The sequence below is a fragment of the Mesorhizobium sp. M0317 genome (assembly GCF_040321555.1).
Lineage (GTDB): Bacteria > Pseudomonadota > Alphaproteobacteria > Rhizobiales > Rhizobiaceae > Mesorhizobium.
Window position 1 is genome coordinate 1 of the sequence record NZ_JAMYRV010000069.1, and the last position, 20718, is coordinate 20718.

Below are 20718 nucleotides of genomic sequence, written 5' to 3' on the forward strand. Positions count from 1 at the left end.
ACACCCGCTACTCCACAGTCGAGGCGCTTGAGGAAGAATGCTTCTCGGCCGACATCGTCGTCGGCGCCGTGCTCATCCCGGGTGCTGCTGCACCCAAGCTGGTCACTCGCGAAATGCTGTCGGGCATGAAGAAGGGCTCGGTGCTGGTCGACGTCGCTATCGACCAGGGCGGCTGCTTCGAGACTTCGCACGCCACCACCCATGCCGAGCCGACCTATGAGGTCGACGGCGTGATCCATTACTGCGTCGCCAACATGCCGGGCGCCGTGCCGGTGACCTCGGCGCACGCGCTCAACAACGCGACGCTGCATTATGGCCTGCAGCTGGCCGACAAGGGCCTGAAGGCACTGGTCGACGACCACCATTTGCGCAACGGCCTCAATGTCCACAGGGGCAAGATCACCAATCGCGCCGTCGCCGAAGCACTCGGCTATGAGCTGGTCGAACCGAAAGTGGTTCTGGCTGCCTGACCCCACCTAAATCCTGATCTCACCTAAATTGGGAAGACTTGCTCCCGTCAGCCCGCCGGCTCATCCCGGTGGGTTTTTTCTTGCGGGCAAAAAGCCGGCAACAAAAAAGCGGAGCCAAAGCCCCGCTTCCTCGATATCGAGATCCCCGCCGGTTCATCCGCGGTCGGCAATCCATCGACACTCACCTTTTAACGTATGAATGCGACGGCAGTACGACAGTTCGCCGCCAGTCGGCGCGCCACCGTGTGCCGGCGATAGTCGCGGGCGCTGTGTGAAGCGTTTCACATCAGCCATCCGAAAAACCTGCGCAGACAGGGGTGCCAACTTGACGGATCAAACCGTCACACGGTTCCCAACTGCCCGCCAGACCAACGGCGGGCATTTTTTTGTCAGGCACGTTCGATTCGGCACTGATAGCAATTGTTGCGTGCCGAGCGGACATGGACGTAGGCGATATCGTCGCGTTCGAGCAGGGTTTCGGCCCGCGCCGTGATTGCTGAGGTCAGGATGACGCCGCCACTGCCGTAGACGATGCGATTATCTCCGTCATAGCCACGCACGATGTAGTCGGGGCTTTCGAGCACCTCTGGCAGCTGCTCGGTCTCGGGGGCGCGTTCGCATTCTTCCGCATGCAGGAAGATCGGACCAGTTTCAGCGTAAGGCTGCAGATCCGGGAATGGGCGATAGGCCAGAACGAGATAGACGTCGCCCGCGGCGATGTTCTTCAGACAGTGCCGGCAAGGGATGCCGTCGCCGTCGGAAATCTTTCGCTCGGGCGTGTGGCCGTAGGCATCCGGGCCTCCAAACTGCAGGGCTCTGACCTCCTGGGTTGGCAGGGCTTTGAACTGAATGGTCATGGCAGAAATCTCCGGTGTCGTTGACCAGAAATTATGCATCCAAGCCGATGCTTCCCACCCGATTCGTGCCAAGTATCGAAGCGTCAATTGGGTATCATCAGCCGGTGCTATCGAAATCTCGATGAATCTGCGATGGCGGTCGGTCTCGCAAACAAGCCGGCTAATTAGGATGTCATGGCCTCATGACGCTGGCCGAGCGCTCGGAGAACGACAGCGGATGCACGATCTCCTTCTTTTGCGCCACCGGCGCAAAACCGAGCTTCTGGTAGAGCGGCAAGGCAGCCGGATGGTCGAGCGTGCAGGTCTGCACCGTCACCCGCTTCGGCTGATACGACCAGGCGGCGGCGACCGCCGCGCCCAGGAACCAGCGGCCGATGCCTAGCCCGGTCGCATGCTCCATCATGCCGAAATAAGCGAGCTCGACCTCTTCCGGCAGATGCGGCTTGAGGTCGAAGAACCCGGCCGGCGCGCCGTCAAGATAAAGCACCCGGATGTCGCGGTCCTCGCGGTGAATGCCGGCCGCAAGCTCTTCATCGTGCAACCGCAGCACATTGACCCAATGCCATTTGCGCCCCACCCGATCCATCAGATAGCGGTAGAAATGCAGCGGAATGTCCTTGGTCTTCAACAGCGCGATCTGCCTGTTGTAGGGCAGCGGCGGTGAATAGGCCGGCGGCACATGCATTTCCAGAAACGTGACCGTAACCTCGATGTCGTCCAGCGCGCCATTTTCCATCGCCATCATTCCTTGCCCGTCACCACAGGCGTGTCTGCCAGCCCGCCCCATTCCGTCCATGAGCCGTCATAGAGCCGGTTGTCGGTGTGACCGAGCGTCTCCAGCGCCAGAGTGACGACGGCCGCCGTTATGCCGGAACCGCAAGAGGTGACGACCGGTTTCGACAGATCGATACCGGCACCCTCAACGGCCTTGCGCAACTGGTCCTTCGACAACAGCGCGCCATTCTGTGACAGCGCCGAATAAGGCAAATTGTGCGCGCCGGGCATGTGGCCGGAGCGAACGCCGGCGCGAGGCTCAGGCTCGGTGCCGGTGAAACGGCCGGCGCCACGGGCGTCGGCAATCTGGCTTTCTTTCGTTTGGACGATGCGACGCATGTCGGCTAGGCTGGCGACGCGGGCGGCGTCGAAATCTGCGTGGAACACGTTTGGCGCGATCTTGGTCGGCTCCGCCGTCACCGGCCGGCCGGCCGCCTTCCAGCGGTCGAAGCCGCCATCCAGCACATAGACCTGGAACACGCCCATGACACGGAACATCCACCAGGCGCGCGGCGCCGAGAAGAAGCCCGGACCGTCATAGACGACGATGGTGTCGTCGGCCGAAATACCCATGGCGCCGACATATTGCGCGAAATGCTGCGGCGAAGGCAGCGTGTGCGGCAGCTTGGCATCTGGGTCCGAGGCCGCATCCTGGTCGAAGAAGCGCGCACCCGGAATATGCGCTGCCTCATACTCGGCGCGCGCATCGCGCTTCTGCGCTGGCAGATACCAGGATGCATCGACGATCGTCAGGCCGGGCTCGCCAAGACGGCTCTGCAACCAGTCCGCATCGACTGTGAAAGGGCTGTCATCGGCCATCGTTGTTCTCCTGCCTTGTTGGCCGACTACTATATTTTGGCGGCCATTCGGTTCCGGATCCTGTTTGGCCCGACAATCTGAATGCGCAGCGAGCGCACGACGTAGTCAGCCGCAGCAGTGTGTTGATTCTGATTGTTTTCGTGTTTCGTCGCGAGTACGGAGTGATGGTTATGATCTGGGATGGGCGGGGTCAATAAAATCTCGACATGAGCAATCTCTTGTTTTCCCGAACTCCGAGCAATCCGGCTTCGCTCGGGCTTGTTTGCAATTTTCTTGCACACTATCCGCCTTTCGATGGTTACGAATTCGGCTTGATGGTGAAGACGCTACGCTATCAAATGGATCAGCAGACACATATGATCGGCTCGATCGACGACGTTATCGTGGCCTACGTTGGATGGATCCAGACCAGTCGCGAGATAGCGGAGGCATGGGCGAAGAACGGCGGTCCGCTCAATCCTTTTCCCGGCGGCGACGCTACCGCCGTCACGGTGCTGGCGACGCGGTCTTCGTCCCATATCCTGCCACTTATCAAGAACGCCAAGCTCATAAACCTTGACAAGTCGGTGTTCTGGAAACGCGACTTCATTGACAACCGCGGCTCGGTCAAGCGTGCCGTCCGCAAGCGCGACATCTGATGAGTTCGGCCAAGCCTGCCGAGGCACTGACGCAAGAAATACTTATCCGGCTGGATGACCGGTATGCCGCAATGTTCGTGCGCATCTGGCGGCCAGCCGGCACGCCTCACGCCACAGTTTTCTGCCTTCACGGCTTCACCGGCAATGGTGCCGATTTTAACTACCTCGCCACATTCTTGTGCCGCAATGGTTTCCTGGTTGTCTGCCCAGACCTGTTGGGGCGCGGGCGTAGCGCCTATCTGGGCTCCGGCTACGACATCAACGTCTATTCCAAGTGCCTGCGCGCGCTTGGCGAGTTCGCCGGCACGGAGAACCACTTCATCGGCACTTCGTGGGGCGGCACGATCTTGCTGTTGTTTCTGCACATGACTCGCTCCAAGGCCACGAAAATCGTTCTCAACGACGTTCCAATGCTCGGCGGGCCTAAGGTCGACGTTATGAGAGACGACGTCATGAAGGAAAGTGCGCTTACATTTGAGAGCCGTGCGGCTGCCAAGGACTATCTGGCCACCACCAGATCCCTCATGGGGCCGGTCGAGGACGCAGTGTTCAATCGCTATGTGGAGAACCGGATCGCAGCCGGTCCCGACGGCTTCCGGCTCGCCTATGACCCCGCAACGACGGGAAATTTTGGCGCACTGACCGGCCGCCAATACGATCTTTTCCCAATCGCTGCCAAGATCGACGCCCGCGTTCTGTTGATGTACGGCCGCGACAGCCAATTCGTCGACCGGCAGGCCATCGAGCGCACACGGCTCGCACGGCCTGATCTGTGGCTTGTCGACAACATCGATGCTGGCGATCCGCCATCGCTGATGACGCTGGACCAGGCTCTGCTCATCCTGGGGTTCCTGTCTGCGGCCTGAAAATGTGGCGTGTGATTGTGAGTTGGTTCCGGATATGCATTTCGACGATTTGTACAGTGAATACATCTCGGCGACCTATGATCGCCAAAGCTCAACCGAAAATCCCGCCAAGATCCTGATTTGCACCACTCCGCGAACGGCCGGGCATTCCTATTGCCAAACCTTGCAACAGTTCGGCTTGGGAATCCCAACCGAGTATTTTCAGTGGCAGTATGCCTTGCCGCTGATGATACGCTGGTCGGCCGACAACACAATTGATCTTGAAAAACTCAACGAGCGGGCAATGGCCTATGGTCGCCAGCTCCTGGCGAAAAGGACTGAGAACGGTGTGTTCGCCGCCAAGATCTTTTTTGAAAACCTGCCATTCGCACGCAATTCAATCGGCAACGACGACGGCAACTCGTTCTATGTCTTCCTCTCGAGAAGAAACAAGGTGGATCAAACCATAAGCCTGCTTTCGATGCTCCATACTGGCCAGCCGTTCGACAGTCGGGAGACGCTGCCTGGAATCCCCAAGGTGACAATTTTGACCGAGAGGGTTGCCAGGGATACCGCCCAACATATTTTCGACAGCGAAATCAGGTGGAAAAATTACCTGAACACCCTTGATCAGAGCAGAGTGGCTGAGGTCTGCTACGAGGACTTCATCGCCAACCAGCAGAAAAACGTTTCCGCCACGATGAGCAACTGGTTCCCAGGTTTCGAGTTGAAATCAAAAGCCGTATCGACGGGTGCGCGCTATGCGCATGATGCCGAACTCAAGGCCATGATCAAAAGGCAATTTGGGGACTATGTCGCTCGGTTTTGGCAGGACCATGCCTGACCCTGCGTTTCATCGACGCGAAACACTGACGGAGGCACCCTGCGCCGGGCGCAGTGCCAGCGCATAGTCGAACCGGATGACATCGTCGGCCCGGCTAAAAGCAAACTGGCGCACAATGGCAAGGACTGCCTCCCGAACTTCCAGCCGGCCGAGACGTGCGCCACCGCACATGCGCGGTCCGGTGAGGAAAGGAATGAAGGCCCTCCGATCAAAGCTGTTGTCGAGGAACTCCTTCCGGCTGGCATCGAAGACACGCGGGTTTGACCAGAAAGCCGGGTTCTGGTGCACGCCGACGATCGACACCATGATCAATTGCCCGGCGTAGAGACGCCGACCTTCGAGAACCGTATCGGCACCGACTTCCCGGGTCAGGAACGGAATCGGAGGGAAAAAGCGCATCGTTTCGTTGATCATGCAATCGGTATACGGCGTCTGCGCATCGCCCGAGAGAACCTCGGCATGGATACGGTCTTGCACCTGCTGGTTTGCCCCCAGTCGATCGATCACCCAAAGTGCGGTCGTCACCGATGTCTCGACGCCTGCGAAGAAGTTCATGACAAACTCCTCCACCGGCGAGAAGCCTTCGATATCTGTGGCTTCGCTTCTAAAGCGGTCCATCTCCGCAGCGGCGCGGGGATCCGCCATCAGCAGCGATGCGAAATCGGCGACCACCGCTCGAGCGTCCTGGATAGCGTTCCCACGTTCGGCGGTCGTCGGCGTCACCCAGGAATAATATTGGAGACGCCTCAGAACGTCGCGGACCCTGTCGAGCAGCAACAGCGTCGCCGCCATATCGGGAACAAGGCCGAAAGCCCGGTAAAATATGGTCATCGACGCGGCGAACAACGCTTGCTGGATGGCTGGTAGCGTGGCGTCGCTACTGGACAGACAGGTGGCGAAGATTTCCGCAACGGGATGCTGCTGCGCCGGCTTGGCGGCCGCCAAATAGACGTCCTGGGTGATGGTACGCCGGACCGACCAATCCTGATCGTTCGTGTTGAAACGGCTGAAACCGAGCGCCGAGATCAGGGAGAAGTTCTTCCGAAAGAGCTCCGGCGCCTTGACGATTGTGTCGACGGCTTCCGGATTGTCAAAGACAACCATGTTGCCGAAGTCGCTGGGCCGACCACTCGTTTCCGCCTGCCCGCCATGAGCAAAAAGCGCATAGACGAGGTTGTTGAGAACGCTTTCGATTTGTATCCGGTCGTCCATCGATGCCCCCCGCGCAGCCGTAGACACCAGGCGGCCAGCGCCGACATCTCGACCAGAAACTCCTACGCTATCATATTCGATTCGCAGAGATAAAACGGGTTCTGTGGCAAACGCGTAACACTGCCCGATCAAATGATTATGGCAGCTATGACGAAAGGTGCCGCTGCGGTAGTGTGCGAGTGGGCTAATGTCAATTCAGTTCGATTCCAGGCGGGGAAAAATGCGAAATCCGTAGCGAGGAAATCATCGATGCGTTTTGAGACGAAGGCGATCCATTGCGGCCGAGGGGTCGACGCGTCCACGGGGGCCGTATCCATGCCGCTGCACACCAGCACGACGTTCGAACGCGACGCCAACGGGTCATTTCCGTCCGGCTTCGAATACACAAGGGATGGAAATCCGACACGCAATGCGTTCGAGGCGGCCATGGCGACGCTTGAGGGAGGGGAAGACGCCATCGCGTTCGCGTCGGGCATGGCCGCAATCGCTGCAGTGTTTGAGAGCCATCCGTCGGGGGGTCGGATCGTTCTGCCAGATGACATGTATTTCGGCATTCGTTCGCTGATCGAAGAGACCGACATTGGGTCTCGCTTCGACTTTGCCGCCGTCGACATGCGCGATTTGGACGCTTTGCGCGCCGCAGTGACATCGAAGCGGACTGGCCTCGTCTGGGTCGAGACGCCGTCAAACCCGATGATCCGCGTTGTAGACATTGCGGCCATCTGCGCAATCGCGCACGAGGCAGACGCCTTGGCGGTGGTGGACAATACGTGGGCCACCCCAGTGCTTCAACTGCCACTCGAAGTCGGGGCAGACGCGGTCATGCACTCGGCGACAAAGTATATTGGCGGCCACTCGGATTTGATGGCCGGTGTCGTCATTGTCCCAAACGCGTCACCCCTCGGTCGCCCATTGCGGATGGTCCAGAAACACAAGGGCAGCGTCGCAGCGCCCTTCGACTGCTGGCTGGCGTTGCGGGGCCTGCAGACATTGCCGGTCCGCATGCGCGCCCATTGCGAAGGCGCCCAGAAAGTGGCCGAGGCCCTGGCGTCTCATCCGCGCGTCGAAAAAGTGCTCTTTCCTGGTTTGCAAACTGATCCGGGACACCATCTTGCTACGCGCCAAATGAGCCATTACGGAGCGATGCTATCCTTTATCGTCGAGGGCGGAGCCGATGCTGCAATGGCCGTGGCCGGCCGCCTGAAGATTGTTGTCCGGGCGACAAGCCTTGGCGGGACGCATTCTCTGATAGAGCATCGCGCATCCGTTGAAGGTGCGAAGTCCAAAGCGCCAGCCGGATTGCTGCGAATTTCTGTAGGGCTTGAACATCCTCAGGACATTATCGATGACCTGATGCAGGCCCTAGGCGAAACCTGCAAAGCGGGAGTCCAATGACGATGGCGACGCTTTACGTGGCGGCTGGCGCAGCCGACGATCGGTAGAACAATGTTCCTGCTGAGTAGAACGCAGGTCCTCTGGTGAACCGCTACCGCCGTGTCGCGGGCGTGTGGTCGCCTGGGTCATGAACTCTTCGGGTTTCCGGACGATGGCCACGCCTCGACCGGAAGCGCAAATACCCAGATTCGCCGTTGACCTACTGCTGCTCGACCTCGTCGGAGATCGCGGTCAACAGATGGGATGGATGTGCTGGCACTACGGCAGTTTGACAAGCCGGCCATCGGGGCGCTAGCACCCTCCCAAGCCAAGAGTCGCAGGGCAGAACTGACCGCACCCAGCGGGCTGCGGGACCCATCAGCTAACGGCCAGGTTGGTACCTCAACGCGCATCAGCACCGTGGATGCCACATTGTCCTTGTTGCGAGCGCGATCTCGGACCTTCGTTGGGGCTGTGCAGAGAGCGCACCGCTGCAAGCAAATGAGCGGAAGAACGACATCCAGTGGAGGTGAGAAGTGATGCTGCGTCAAGATCCTCCGCGCTTTGCGGCAAACACACTGATCCCTCTTCACAACCCAGTCTTTCGTTCTATCTGGACAGCCACGCAGATATCCAGCCTTGGCTGGCTGGTGCAGAGCGTGGCCATAAGCTGGCTCATGGCGACGATTTCAGCCTCCGATCTAATGGTTGCGCTCGTACAGGCTGCATCGACACTGCCCGCGTTCTTCTTGTCGATCCTTGCTGGAGCCATTGCAGACAGCTTCAGCCGCCGCGGCGTGATGCTTGCCGGACACTGCCTTATCGCACTGGCATCCACGGCGCTGGCACTCGCTGTGGGACTGGGCTTTGTTAGTCCATGGCTGATCCTGGGACTGAGTTTCTTGGCCGGATCCGGCTTTGCCTTGAACGACCCAGCATGGCACGCGTCGGTAGGCGATATCCTGGAAAAGCGCGACATACCCGCTGCAGTGACGCTGATGTCGGTGGGGTACAACGTGGTTCGGAGCATAGGACCGGCGCTGGGCGGTGTAATCTTAGCTTTGCTGGGCCCCCTTACGGCTTTCGCCCTCGCTGCGCTGAGTGACCTGGTCCCGTTGAGCGCTGTTCTGCGCTCAAAGTGGCAAGTTCGCTCTTCGCCTCTTCCGCGCGAGCGGATGGCTACGGCCATTCATGATGGGATGCGATTCACAGCAATATCCTCAGAGATCAGAGTGGCGATCGTGCGTGCAACCCTGTTCGGGCTGTCAAGCATCTCGATTCTTGCTCTGCTCCCCCTCCTGGTTCGCGACCAGCTGGCGGGAGGGCCAATTGTGTACGGCGTGCTATTGGCTGGCTTCGGCACAGGCGCCTTCATAGCCGGCATTGGCAGCAGCTACTTGAGACGCATTACGTCCCAGAACCGATTGATCACGCTCGCATCCGTTGCTTGCGCAACGTGCTGCCTTTTGATGGCCCTCACATCGTCGGTGGCTGTGGCGGCGATCGCGCTTGCAATCGGTGGCGCTGGCTGGGTTGTCACCTGGACCGGAACCGACGTGTGTGTGCAGTTGGCAAGCCCAAGGTGGGTCGTTGGTCGCACCCTGTCCATCTATTACGCCCTTACCTACGGCGGCATGGCAGCGGGCAGCTGGATCTGGGGTGCTGTTGCGCAGTACTATTCGCTGACGTGGGCTTTGGAAGGTGCTGCAGCGGCACTGTTGCTGGCTGCGGCTGTGGGAAAGCTATTGCCGGTGCGGCTATGGGAGGAATCGGATCAAGCGGCCGTCGACTTCAGGCCACCAGAACTGGCCCTCCCTTTGAGGCCCAGGAGCGGTCCGATCGTGGTCAAGGTGGAGTACTCGATACTCGAAGAGAGTATCGATGAATTTCTGAGTTGCATGCGCGAAAGGCGGCGCGTTCAGAGCCGCGCCGGTGCGCGGGACTGGACCCTCCAGCGCGACCTTCAGAAGGCGACGCTTTGGACCGAGACATTCCGCACGCCGACATGGACGGACTATCTTCGTTTAAACCATCGGCTAACGGTGAATGACCGGGAGGTGGGCGAGCGCCTTGCCGCTCTGCACATGGGGGATTCTCCGCCTCGCATCTCACTTTCAATCGAGCGGTCGACAAGCCCCGCCTCCGGCAGCCAAGTCCAGCCTGTGCCTTTTGTATCGCGCCCGTGAGAAAACCAAGACTTGTCTGGGCTTGGACACGGAACGAGCTACTCCTTAATTTGTTGAGCCTGCCCGGATTGCAAATCGTCCGGCCGGTTAGGGGAGCATGAGGATTCGCATGGCGTTTATGTCCATCACGGGTCCCATGTTCAGCCCGCCACGCCCCTCTGCCGCCAGATCGGCTTGAGCACGGATTCAGGTCGCCTCTCCTTTGCATAGCGGCGGGCAACGAAGAGCAGGGGGCGGAGAGGGGTATCCCGTTTGCGAAGCGGGCAGAGGAGGAATCCGCAAGGCGGGTCGCTGGGGAGAGGGGCCGCGCGCCCCTTTCCGCCTCACTTAGAAAACGTGCGGCCAAGCACGTTCATGTCGGCCGTGGGCGGCCGCAACAATTGCCTACAAGGCGCGTGCATCGTCACATATTAAGCGTAGCCGCGCGACAACCATCCGTGGTCACGCGCAATCCTGCGAATTATAATTGCGGAGACGACGATCGCGGCACCAAGCAAAGTGGCAAACCCGATTCTGCTCGGGAGGTCCCAAAGCTCTCCGAACCCTATCAGATCCATGAAGCGAAACACGGCGCCCTGAAGCAGGTAAAGCAGCAGTGTGCTCTGACCAAGCTCCACCGCAATAAAGCGAGCTACGCGAGTTAAATGGCCAACTCTCCAGCATAGGAACATAAGCTGCATTGCGACTGCAGAAGTTGCTACGGAGCCAATGAACATCAGCAACACTTGTCTCGCCGACTCTCCATCGTAGATCAAAACGAGATTATTGTAGACGTAAGTCTCCCTTCCCCAAACAAGAAAGCACATGAACGCAACCATCGAAAGGAACACCACAAAAACAGCCTTGTGGCGCCTAGCTGCCTGCCATCCGATCGGCTGAGCAAACAAAAACCCCAAACAATAGAAGGGGTATGTGTATCGTACCAACGGGGCTATTGACCACGGGACGGGCGCGAATGCGACTGCAATTGCAGATGCGCCTACGATCCACAGCGACAAGCCATTGAAAGACGTGAGTAGTTTAATAGCGCAGAAGGACGCGAAAGCTGCCCAGAGGAACCAGTAGGTGCCGATGAACTCCCCGAAGAAATCCAGCATTACACCGCTTAAACTGTCCGCAGAAGTCATCAAGGCGGCCTTGGAAAGCCAGATCAAGGCACACCAAAAAAACATCGGCAATACTAGCTGCACTGCTCGATCAATGACACCTTGAGAAAAGGATTTTCGCAGAATCGCTCGCGAAGAAAGATAGCCACTTATCGCCATAAACAGAGGCATGTGAAACATGTAGATCGCCTTGAAATAAGGCGATAGCCAATAATCTTCTGTACCGCTATATATAACATATTGTAACAAATGCCCAACTATCACTAAGATAATTAGTACGCCTTTGGCGAAGTCGAAGGTCACGTCCCTAACCTTTGCCCCGTCTTGGCGCGAGTCGCTCCCCTTCGAACCGACGGTTACGTGATTGTGCATTAGACCTCCAGCCATACCGCCGTTATTGATCCCGCTTGGTTCTGGTATGGTTCGCGCACGGAACTTTGGATTCCCATTCTGATTCCGGACCTCAATGCAGCCAGGAGTGGAGAGGCCGCAGCACGACAGGAGCGGACCCAGGCCTGTCCTAGGACCTAAAACGCGGCCTGTTGCCGGCTGGACTGGGTCATGTGGCCCCGGTCGGTCCACAAGCCTCCCATACGAACCGTACGGTTGACAGGGTCGGCGAGACACAGCTCGCTCGGGAGGCCTATTCCTCGGGCTGGCTTTTCATATCTGCTATTCTCGGCAATCGGTAAAATCCATTGTGTTAATGGAAGGCATGCGCACGATGGATACATGCGCATCAGGCGCCTGCGCAGTGCGGCACCTTCAGTCAAGTCGCTGGGGTTCGAGTTGCGCGACTGGGTGGAGGTCCGTCGGAAGTATCATCCGCGCAAGGCGCAAATCTCAAGGCGTGCCGAGCAGCTTGGCCAAGGAGCCGCACTACGGACTGCCAGTTCACGCCAGGGCCAACAGCATGGTTGCGCGCAGGGGCGACCGCCGCGTGTGCCGGTCCTGCGCGTAGAACAAGATCGGGAAGTGCGGCTTCTCTCGATGCCAGAGCTCGCTTCGCCCGCGGCCGCCACAGCTCTTGCGCTGTCACGAGTCAGCCCACCTTTCTAGCTGGCAGCCATCGTGAGCCGATCCGCAACCACAGGGCGGCACCTGTCGGCGCGCCTTCCGTGTCAACGCAGAACATGATGCATATTCCCAGCGCTTTTTGACAGAGCGAACTACAAAATGCAGAACACTGACTCTCCGCCAAATGAATGCTGCGAGCAAGCAGCAGGCGGAGGAACTCCGTCTCGGGCTGAGTACCTGTTTCAACGCGGACAAATAAATTGTAGCCAGTTCACGAAACGCCGGGCCCGCTCCTCTGGCGTCCGATCGTCCAGGAAATCCCCTCGGCGCGCACCACGCCAGACACCTCCTTGCCGATATGATGCTCAAGCACCGGCCGCCAAGGCACCAGCGTGAACTCGCGCGATTTCTCGATGACACCGTATTTTCCGCCGGCGAGCTCGACGCAGCGGCGCAGCGTACCGTCTATTCGATTGCCATGCTGCGCTTCAGAATACGAGAGCCCGAGTTCGTCCGAGAGCTGACTGGCAACACGGTTCAGCTCTCGTTGGCGCAGCATTGAAAGCATGTTGGCGCGATAGATGACCCGATCCTGCGCATCACGGGCAAGACCTTGCGCGATCAGCCACTGCTGTCGGCGGGCCTGGACCTGACGTACTTCTCGACCGAAGCCAGAGTCGCGCAAGGACTCAGGGTGGGCTGATACCAGCTCCTGGTCGATCCAGGTGGCGCCGTCAAAGCCTACTTGGCTCTCCAGCGGCATTGATGAGAGCTTGTCGACGACAACAGGCTGGGCCCTCGCTCGTTGACGCTCGTAATCCGCGACGCGGTTGAGATGGTCGGGCGCGACTGTCCATGTGCCGTCCGGCTCGCGCTCGACGCCACCGGTCGCACGGCGGATCGCCTCCAGTCGCCGCACGTGCGTTTCGGCAAAGCGTTCGGTGGCCGAGGGGTCATGCTTGAGATGGATATCGATGCTGTAGCGCCCGTCGTTGACCGTGGCGATGCCGGCAATTGTGCGGTCGACTTTTCTTGGCCCGGTGTCCCTCGGCCTGATCCGCACTATGCAGCCTTCTGGTGTCGGTTGGGTGGCCTCGCCTTTGCCGATATCAAAATAGTGGCTTTTGCCGTCCACGCCGTCGACGACGAGGTAATGGCGGTCAGTGATTTCGTCGGCCAGCCCGCGCCCGACGACACGTCCGACCACGGTTTGGGCCGACCCGTCGGATCGATCGTGGATAAGATAGTCGGCGGCACTGCGGACGAGCCCCTTGCCGGTCAGCTCGCGATGGATGGTCTTGACAATGTCGCCGCGCTCGCCGATGCGGCGTAGCGTGGCTTCGAGATCATCCTCCAGGCGCCAGCGACCCGAAGGCATCTCCTCGGCGAGGCCCATCCGCTCGAGCTTGCGCAGGCGGCCCTGGAGCAGCGCCTGGCGAAAGGTGTCTCGGCTGGCTGGTGAGACATGCCCCTCGTCGCGCATGCGCATCAGCTGCCGGTCGATGCTGGTGAAGCGTTCCTGCTCCATCTCCTGGCGCAAGCGCTGCTCGATCTCGCGGTCGGTGCGCGGGCCAAGGTCGAGGCTAACCAGTTCGGCTGCGCGCTCGCGCAGGCCAGAGGAGATGTAGTCCCGCGCGATGACGAGGTTTTCGCCGTGATCGTCCCTGCCGCGCACGATGATGTGGGTGTGAGGATGGCCGGTGTTGAAATGGTCGACGGCCACCCAGTCTAGCCTGGTGCCGAGGTCTTCTTCCATTTGCGCCATGAGGCGCCGGGTGAGCAGCTTCAGGTCATCATACTCGATACCGTCTTCAGGGGCGACGATGAAGCGGAACTGATGACGGTCACCGTTCGCGCGATCGAGAAAGGCCCTGCCGTCCGCGTGGTCTTTGTCGGCAGCGTAGAGCTCGCCACGCTCGCCTTCCCGGGTGACGCCGTCGCGCTGGAGGTAGCGGAGGTGCGCACGAGCTCCGTCGACTCCCTTGCCGGCCAGCTTGACGATGCGTGCCTTGACGACTGCGCGCCGCTGCCGAAACGCCGCGTGGCGGTCGCGTGCTCTAAGAACGGCGGCAGCAGCCCCGCCGCGCCCCACCCGGCTTCCGATGAAACGGCTGCCGCGTCCGCTCCTGCCGCCTGCTCGGTTGACCGCGGCCTGGACCTGGCCAGCGTAGCGTTTGCCCGCCTTCGAGCCGCGCGAGCCAATTTTGCCGAGCCTCGGCGTGAATTCGTCATCCTGCATGCGGCCTCCGATGAACCAGCAGCAAAATCAGAGGCTTGGGCGCCAGACCCTCCTGGACCCGCAGGCAACCTCCCGGGAAAAGGATGTGCAGACAAACACTTCGCCGCCTCAGGAGGCGATGCCTTTATCTTGCCTTCCGCGGACTGCCTCCCTGCCCCCCGCCCGAACCGCGGTAGCCGCTGCCCTCACCTGCGATCCGGCCGGCCTGACCTTGCTCGCTCCGATCCGAGCGGCACCAGGAGGTGGCCATTCGGGCCGGTCACGGAAACACCGTTTCGGAGGAAAAACAGCGACTGCCCGGAAGGGATTCCCGGCGCGCTTTTGGAACGGGATTTGTCGGTGAGCGCGTCCATATCGGCGGCCGAAATGCCCGCCGCCTTGACTTCTTCCAGATACGAAACCGTCTCGCTGGGCAGTGGCCGCCCACGCTGCAAATGCTGTTCGTAGCGCTCCGGCCCGGCGTTATAGGCTGCAAACAGGCCTGGAAATCCGAAGCGGTCATACATGGCGCGCAGATAGGCAGTGCCTGCCAGAATGTTGTCGCGAGGGTCGTGCGGGGCGGCTCCCAGGCCAAGCTCTGCGCGCAACTCCTCGTAGGTGCCTGGCATCACCTGCATCAGGCCAATGGCACCGGCGGTCGACGTGACCGGCCGTCCATTGAGCCTTGTCTGCCCCCGGCTTTCGGCATCCATGACGGCATAAATCCAAGTCTGTGGAATGCTGAAACGCCGGCTTGCTTCGGCTACGAAGGGCTGCCATCTTGCAAGCTGCGGACTATGGGAGATGACGACCGGCTTCGTGTTGGTCGCGGCGGAACAGGAGCATGGTGCGAGAGACACCATGCCCAGCATCAGGAGGGTCACTCGGTCCATAGCGGCACGAGCCTCCCGATGATATTTTCGGTCGGCACCGGCCCGAAATAGCGGCTGTCGAACGAGCGATTTTTATCGCTGCCGAGTAGGAAAACCTCGGCATCGGCGAGCTTTCGGCAGGCATTCCACCATGGCAGCGGACGGTGCTGCGTGTCGGTTGCAAGCCGGCGCGCGACAATCTCGCCGCCGATGATGATGGCGTCGCCGAAGGCGCAGACATGCTCGCCAGCCAGCGCGGCAAGGTGCTTGACCAGCGGCACGTTGCTGGGCAGATAGAAGCGTTCGGCGGCCAGATCGACGACCGGTTTTGGCGGGCGGACGAGTACGAGATCACCAAGAGCCGGCGATCCGGACGCGACGCGATAGAGGCCGACCGGCGCACTCGCCGAGGCGTTCCAGACCAGCCAGGGCGATGGTTTGCCGAAGGCGGCGAAGCCGATCAGGGCAAGGCCCATCGTGGCCATGGCGATCGTCTTGCGCGCCCGAATGCGCCGCAGATGGCTGCCGATCAGATGGATGGTGGGACGCCGGCTCATGAGCGGCCTCCCTCGCCGGCCGAGCCGGAATCGTGCCCGCCGTCCTCGGGCCCGGTCTCCTGCGCGTGCCCCTTCGACCAATCGTCGAGTTCGTCGATGTGATAGCGGACATAGCGGCCGTGCTTGCGGAATTGCGGGCCGCCGCCTTTGAGGCGCATCTTCTCCAGCGTGCGCTGGGACAGCCCGATATAGAAGGCCGCCTGCGCGGTATTGAGAAACGGACTGCCCTTCTTGGCGCGGGCTGCGCGTTCGTTTTCGTCGTCCATGATGATCCTCGTTTCGCTACGGACAAGCCAAGGCGAGGATCGGCGAGCGAGATCGTTTTGGGGACGGGCGAAGAGTGGGAGGCGAGTTTTCGCCGCCCCCTCCGGCGGCCTCACGAGTCCTGAGAGAGGCCCCGCGCCGGTGGCGGCGCGGGGCTTTCCGGATCGGCCGGTCAGTCGACCGGGTTCCAAATGATGGCGTAAGTGTCGTCGTCATCCTGGCCGGCGGCGCGGCCGAGATTGGCGTAGAGCTTGCGGGGGCCAAACTCGGGGGCGGCAATCGACAGGCTCACATAGTCCTTGCCGGAGGTCTCGCCGGTGCGGATCCAGCCCGCACCCACTTCGATCCCTTGCGTCAGCACCCGGAAGTCGGGATGGGTGTCGGCGCTCTTTGCCTGATTGGGCACGATATCGATGTCGGCGCGGACGCTGAGCGTCTTGAGCTGGCCCTTGTAGCCGCCGTTTTCCTGTTTGGTGACGTATCCGATCGCGGTCATTTCCAGTCTCCTCTTGGTGCTCACAGGGGACCATTCCCCTGCGATGGCGGACCGTGATGGGCGCGTCCGGACCGCCGGAACCGGGACGGCCGCAGCGATAGCGGAGGACCCGCGCGGGCAGCTTTTTTGAAGCGAAGCGGCGCGAGGAAGCCGCCGCAGGCGGCGGGGAAAAAAGCTGCCGGCGAGGGTTTCGGGCGGGCCGGATCCGCCCATAGGTCGACAGCCAGCCGCAGGGGAATGGTCCCTGAGACACAATGGAGACAGGTGGCGCGATCGGTGACACAAGAAGCCGGCGGCAATGCAGAGCGCCGGCTGCGCGGGCTCTGTCGGCAACCGGATCGGACAATTGGCCCCATGCGCCTTTGGCGCCTCAGCAAGCAACCCGGCGCGGTGCGGGGCGGCCGAAATGGGGCGAACTGGCGTCGGAATTTCTCGCGCGCGGCACTGGCTCGACAAGACTCCCAATCGGCAGCCGGCGTGGCCCGTAGCGGCGCGCGCGACCTGAGCGGCGGTAATCGAGAGAACCGCCGCTCGGGCCCTGATCGACTATTCGCGCACGAACAGCGGCTGCACCTGTGTCCACTGATCGGCGGTGCGGAAGCCGCCGCGGCTGGTGTAGCTTTCGGCCGGGAATTTCATCCAGCGCGGCAGCCAGGTCTCGACCCTGGGGCGGCCATTCTCGCCCGCCAGGAAGTCGCGGATGATGTTCTTTTGCGTCTTGACCTTCTCGGCGACATTGCCGTCCGCGACCAGCTTGCCGCCGACGTCGGCCAGCATCGAATGGGCGATTTCCTTGTCGCGCAAGAGGTCGAAGAAGGCATCGTCCGGTTGCCACCATATGCCCATGTCGACGTTCAGGTGGTTGCCGAGCGCCTCGATGACGGCGCTGCCGGCTGCAAGCGTCTCGGCCATGACAAGGGTGAGAACGCGCATGACATCGTCGTCGCAGAGCGCCAAGAGGCGCGCGAACACGCCGGCGATAGCAACGGCGTCGCCATTGCCGCCTGCGACCAAGCTATCCTCATCCGGTGATCCGAGCAGGGCCAATACCTCGCGCCGCTTTTTGCCGAATGCGGCTTCAGCCTTGCAGCCGGCAAGGCTGGCAGTCACCGTCTCGTTGGCTGCGCGCTGCGGCTCGGGCCGCACCTGCCACAGGCCCGAACCGGTGATGGCGTGCGCCACCACGAGGCGCAGCGCCACGGCGGGATGGTCGAGCATGGCCGCGCGCACGGCGGCATGGCGATGCAGATCGATATAGTTCTGCATCGGGCCGGTGACTTCGGGGCGCGGCAGCTTGGCGGCTGTTTCTTCTTGCTCGCCGCCCTCGCGGGCGCGGCGGGCTTCCTTGCGTGACAGCCAGCCCTCGTGACACTCGACCTCGCCGCGATGCGAGACAGTGATGACTATCTTGCCGCCCTTCTTCTTCGGGGTCTTCTCGTGGTCCCATGCGTGGAAATACTGGCCGGGTTCCAGCAGCACAACCTCGCTCCAGCCCTCGTTTAGATAGGTGTCGCGTTTGGTGGCAATCGCTTCGTTCTGCTTTTGCCAGAACAGGTCGGCATCGGCGAAATAGCTGTCCTCGCCGAACAGGTCCGAGGTGATCAGGCCGGGATACTCCTCGATGGCAAACAGCGCCACCTTGGTGGAAATCGACTGGCCGCCGAACAGCCATTGCTTCAATTGATAGCCACGCGGCGCGTATTGATCGGGATCGGCACAGAGTGCCAGCCAGTCCTTCTGCTGCGCCTTGGAAGCCATGGTGAGATGGCGCACCGTCTCGGTATCGATCTCCTCGCGCCGATAGGCTTCGCGGATTTTGGGCAACAGGTCGCCAAGCGCCAGAATGCGTTTGACCTTGAGATCAGTGATGCCGAAGGTCACAGCGATGTCGGGAACGGTGCGGCCTTGCCTGACAAGCCGCGAAAACGTCTCCCATTGCGATACTTCGTCAGGATCGAGGCGGGCGAGGTTTTCGATCAGCGAAGCTTCCAGCGCATCGGCGTCGTCACCGTCCTCCATGATGGCGCAGGGCAAGGGATCGCCTTCGCCGCGCTCGTCGGCAAGCGATTTCGCGGCGAAATAGCGCCGCCTGCCGGCGACGATCTCGAAGGTTTCCGGCTGGCCGTTCGGCCGCACAAGGAGTGGCACCAGCACGCCGCGCGCACGCACGGAGGGCAGGATGTCGGATATGTCGGGCGCGCGTTTTCCATGGCGCATGTTGAGCGCGGAAATGTTGAGCTGATCCAAGGGAATGTGGGCAAGCTGCATGGTTACTCTCCTTTTGCTTTGGATAAGGTTGTCCCCGCCGCAGAGGCCGAAGGCCGGCGCGGCGGGACGTTTTTGCGCCTATCGGCGCTGCTGTTCCGCCGTGTCGGGCGGAAGCTCGGAATGGGGCTTTGATAGGGCGTCTGCTGCCTGCCGCAGCAGTCGCTCGGCCTCGGTGACGTGGCCGCAAATGCGGGCGGCTTCGGCATAGACGGAGAGCGGAAAGCGCGCTTGGAAATGCAGGCCGCGCTCTATGCCGAGGCCAAGCGGACCTTTTACGGATGCAAGCTCGGCCAGACTGACGCTGCCAAGTTCGGGGAAGCCGAAGCCGAGATCGCAAAGACCGAACAGAGTGTCGCCATCGGCGTCGAGTTCGCTCAGAAGCCAGGTCGCGGCACCTGTCGGATTAAACAGTTTCACAACGGGAAAATGGTCGATGTCGGCGCCGGCGGCGCCATGGGCGAGCAGTCGTGCGCGCAGTGGATTGGTGATCAGGATCATGGAAAGACTCCTTGTCAGAACGGGTCGCGTTGATTTCTTGCGTCCGGCGGGAGAAAGGCTCCCTGGACCTTCCTCTGATCCGCCTCACCATTAAGAGGCCGACTTCGAGCAGCTTTGCGCCGCGCGCGGACACATCGGCGCGTCCATCAGGAGGGTTTGCCCGCGTGGTGATGGGCTGGACGCCAGGAATGAGCATCTGCTCCTTTGCGGCGTCGGCTCGGTCGCGGCCAGTTGAGGATCGCGCATCGTCATGCCGCAATCCCTTCTTGCGCCTCGCCTTCGGCATCGGCCTGAAGGCCAAGCAGGAAATCGGCGGCCTTCGAGGCGAGGCTGGCGGCACGGAAGATGGCGCGGTTGTCCTCGCGCAGCACCTTCAGCCATGAGCCGATGTAATCGGCGTGACGCACGGTCGGCTCGATACCGAGATTGCCGCAGACGAAGGCGGCAGCGATTTCGGCGACCAATTCTTCACGCGCGTAGGCCTTGGAGCCGAACGAGCCGGAGAGTTCGCGAGCAAGCCGCGTCGGGTGGCCGGTCCAGTGGCCAAGCTCGTGAAAGCAGGTTCGGTAATAGTCGATCTGCTGATGGAACGCCGGCTGCGGCGGTACCTGAATGTGGTCGCTGCCCGGCATGTAGAAAGCGCGATCGCCGCCGACCCTGAAATCCGCACCGCTGGCGCGAATGAGCGTCTCGGCCTGCGGCACGATCTCGCACTGAGGCAGAGGCTCGGCGGCGGCATGGAGCTCTTCCGGAAGATTATCGCACTGCGCGACATTGAAGACCGTGAAGCGCTTCAAAAAAGGCACCGCCAGTGGTTCATCGCCCTCGTGGCGAGCGCGCTCCTTCTCGTCCTTGGGGACAAAGCGGTCGGCATGCACGATGGTCGTGCCGCGCTCGCCCTTCCTGACGTTGCCGCCATGGGCAAGCGCCTGCCGGAAGGTCAGCCAGTTCTGGCTGGGATAGCTGCGCTCGATGACGGCACCCCACAGGATGAGGATATTGATGCCGGAATAGGTGCGCCCCGTGGACGCATTCCTCGGCAGGCCAAGGCCTGCTTTTGCGCTGCCCCATGGCTTGACCCATGGCACGGTACCGCGCTCCAGTTCGGCAATGATGCGGTCGGTGATCTCCTGATAGAGGCTGGCGCCCGGGCGCCTGCCCTTGCCTGCGCCAGCCTCTGTGCTGGTGGTACGCTTGCTGTTTGCACGCATGTGTTATCCTCCGCTCACCAATCGCCGCGCCTTTCCCCGGAAGCGGGGTGGGCGGCGAGTCGCGACCGGAAAGGCCCGCCGTGGTAGGCGGACCGCATCCGAAGGACCGGAACGAAGAGGAGGACCCTGCGCGGCACGCGAAGGGTTGCGGGCTGCCGCGGCGGGCCTAGAAGGGAGTGCCGCCCACCCCGC

General features: G+C 61.2%; 19 protein-coding genes. 6 read left to right on the forward strand and 13 right to left on the reverse strand.

What is annotated here, in order from left to right; genetic code table 11:
• On the forward strand, positions 1-470 hold a 470-nt coding region (locus tag NKI88_RS30370; RefSeq protein ID WP_502909508.1), incomplete at its 5' end, for an alanine dehydrogenase.
• Positions 471-859: 389 nt separating this feature from the next.
• On the opposite strand, the gene NKI88_RS30375 is transcribed toward NKI88_RS30370, so the two are convergent.
• The 3 genes from NKI88_RS30375 to sseA all read right to left on the reverse strand — a co-directional run bounded on the left by NKI88_RS30375 (position 860) and on the right by sseA (position 2920).
• Complete coding sequence (locus NKI88_RS30375) at positions 860-1327, reverse strand: DUF1203 domain-containing protein (protein ID WP_023706533.1); 468 nt, start codon at positions 1325-1327, stop codon at positions 860-862.
• A 172-nt stretch (positions 1328-1499) separates the two neighbouring features.
• Positions 1500-2063: a GNAT family N-acetyltransferase gene (locus NKI88_RS30380; RefSeq protein ID WP_352659077.1), complete on the reverse strand. Its 564-nt coding sequence runs from the start codon at positions 2061-2063 to the stop codon at positions 1500-1502.
• Between the two features lie 5 nt (positions 2064-2068).
• Complete coding sequence (gene sseA, locus NKI88_RS30385; RefSeq protein WP_352659079.1) at positions 2069-2920, reverse strand: 3-mercaptopyruvate sulfurtransferase; 852 nt, start codon at positions 2918-2920, stop codon at positions 2069-2071.
• 206 nt (positions 2921-3126) lie between these two features.
• Between sseA and NKI88_RS30390 the strand changes: the two genes are divergently transcribed.
• The 3 genes from NKI88_RS30390 to NKI88_RS30400 are packed head-to-tail and all read left to right on the forward strand — an operon-like array spanning position 3127 to position 5247.
• On the forward strand, positions 3127-3558 hold the full coding sequence (locus tag NKI88_RS30390; RefSeq protein WP_023672793.1) for a hypothetical protein: 432 nt from the start codon (positions 3127-3129) through the stop codon (positions 3556-3558).
• The gene (locus tag NKI88_RS30395) at positions 3558-4424 is read left to right on the forward strand and encodes an alpha/beta fold hydrolase (protein ID WP_352659081.1); all 867 of its coding nucleotides are present in this window, start codon (positions 3558-3560) and stop codon (positions 4422-4424) included. The genes NKI88_RS30390 and NKI88_RS30395 overlap by 1 nt, the downstream gene beginning before the upstream one ends.
• Positions 4425-4458: 34 nt before the next feature.
• Complete coding sequence (locus NKI88_RS30400) at positions 4459-5247, forward strand: Stf0 family sulfotransferase (protein WP_352659083.1); 789 nt, start codon at positions 4459-4461, stop codon at positions 5245-5247.
• Positions 5248-5256: 9 nt separating this feature from the next.
• Here the strand turns inward: NKI88_RS30400 and NKI88_RS30405 are convergent, their stop codons facing one another.
• Complete coding sequence (locus NKI88_RS30405) at positions 5257-6459, reverse strand: cytochrome P450 (protein ID WP_023714170.1); 1203 nt, start codon at positions 6457-6459, stop codon at positions 5257-5259.
• 249 nt (positions 6460-6708) lie between these two features.
• On the opposite strand from NKI88_RS30405, the gene NKI88_RS30410 reads away from it, so the two are divergent.
• Both NKI88_RS30410 and NKI88_RS30415 read left to right on the forward strand, forming a co-directional pair.
• Entirely contained in the window at positions 6709-7854 is a 1146-nt protein-coding gene (locus tag NKI88_RS30410; RefSeq protein WP_352447876.1) for a trans-sulfuration enzyme family protein, read from the forward strand.
• A gap of 518 nt (positions 7855-8372) precedes the next feature.
• Entirely contained in the window at positions 8373-10019 is a 1647-nt protein-coding gene (locus NKI88_RS30415) for an MFS transporter (RefSeq protein ID WP_352447877.1), read from the forward strand.
• Positions 10020-10429: 410 nt separating this feature from the next.
• Here the strand turns inward: NKI88_RS30415 and nolL are convergent, their stop codons facing one another.
• From nolL to NKI88_RS30460, 9 genes are all read right to left on the reverse strand, one after another.
• Positions 10430-11497, reverse strand: coding sequence for a nodulation factor fucose acetyltransferase NolL (gene nolL, locus NKI88_RS30420; RefSeq protein ID WP_352562164.1), 1068 nt, complete (start codon positions 11495-11497; stop codon positions 10430-10432).
• A 916-nt stretch (positions 11498-12413) separates the two neighbouring features.
• A complete protein-coding gene (rlxS, locus tag NKI88_RS30425) occupies positions 12414-14381 on the reverse strand; it encodes a relaxase/mobilization nuclease RlxS (protein ID WP_352447879.1) in 1968 nt (655 codons plus the stop codon).
• A 185-nt stretch (positions 14382-14566) separates the two neighbouring features.
• Positions 14567-15253 (reverse strand): lytic transglycosylase domain-containing protein, encoded by a 687-nt coding sequence (locus tag NKI88_RS30430; RefSeq protein ID WP_023746206.1) that lies wholly within the window; start codon positions 15251-15253, stop codon positions 14567-14569.
• On the reverse strand, positions 15241-15789 hold the full coding sequence (locus NKI88_RS30435; protein WP_352447881.1) for a S26 family signal peptidase: 549 nt from the start codon (positions 15787-15789) through the stop codon (positions 15241-15243). Before NKI88_RS30435 ends, NKI88_RS30430 begins: the two co-directional genes overlap by 13 nt.
• Positions 15786-16055 (reverse strand): helix-turn-helix transcriptional regulator, encoded by a 270-nt coding sequence (locus NKI88_RS30440; protein WP_023672373.1) that lies wholly within the window; start codon positions 16053-16055, stop codon positions 15786-15788. Before NKI88_RS30440 ends, NKI88_RS30435 begins: the two co-directional genes overlap by 4 nt.
• Positions 16056-16225: 170 nt before the next feature.
• The gene (locus NKI88_RS30445; protein WP_023747246.1) at positions 16226-16549 is read right to left on the reverse strand and encodes a DUF736 domain-containing protein; all 324 of its coding nucleotides are present in this window, start codon (positions 16547-16549) and stop codon (positions 16226-16228) included.
• Positions 16550-17095: 546 nt separating this feature from the next.
• A complete protein-coding gene (locus tag NKI88_RS30450) occupies positions 17096-18817 on the reverse strand; it encodes a ParB/RepB/Spo0J family partition protein (protein ID WP_352659087.1) in 1722 nt (573 codons plus the stop codon).
• Positions 18818-18895: 78 nt separating this feature from the next.
• On the reverse strand, positions 18896-19315 hold the full coding sequence (locus NKI88_RS30455; RefSeq protein WP_352659089.1) for a DUF2958 domain-containing protein: 420 nt from the start codon (positions 19313-19315) through the stop codon (positions 18896-18898).
• A gap of 248 nt (positions 19316-19563) precedes the next feature.
• Positions 19564-20526 carry an ArdC family protein gene (locus NKI88_RS30460; protein ID WP_352659091.1) on the reverse strand — a complete coding sequence of 321 codons (963 nt, stop codon included), beginning with the start codon at positions 20524-20526 and terminating at the stop codon, positions 19564-19566.
• Between the last annotated feature and the right edge of the window lie 192 nt (positions 20527-20718).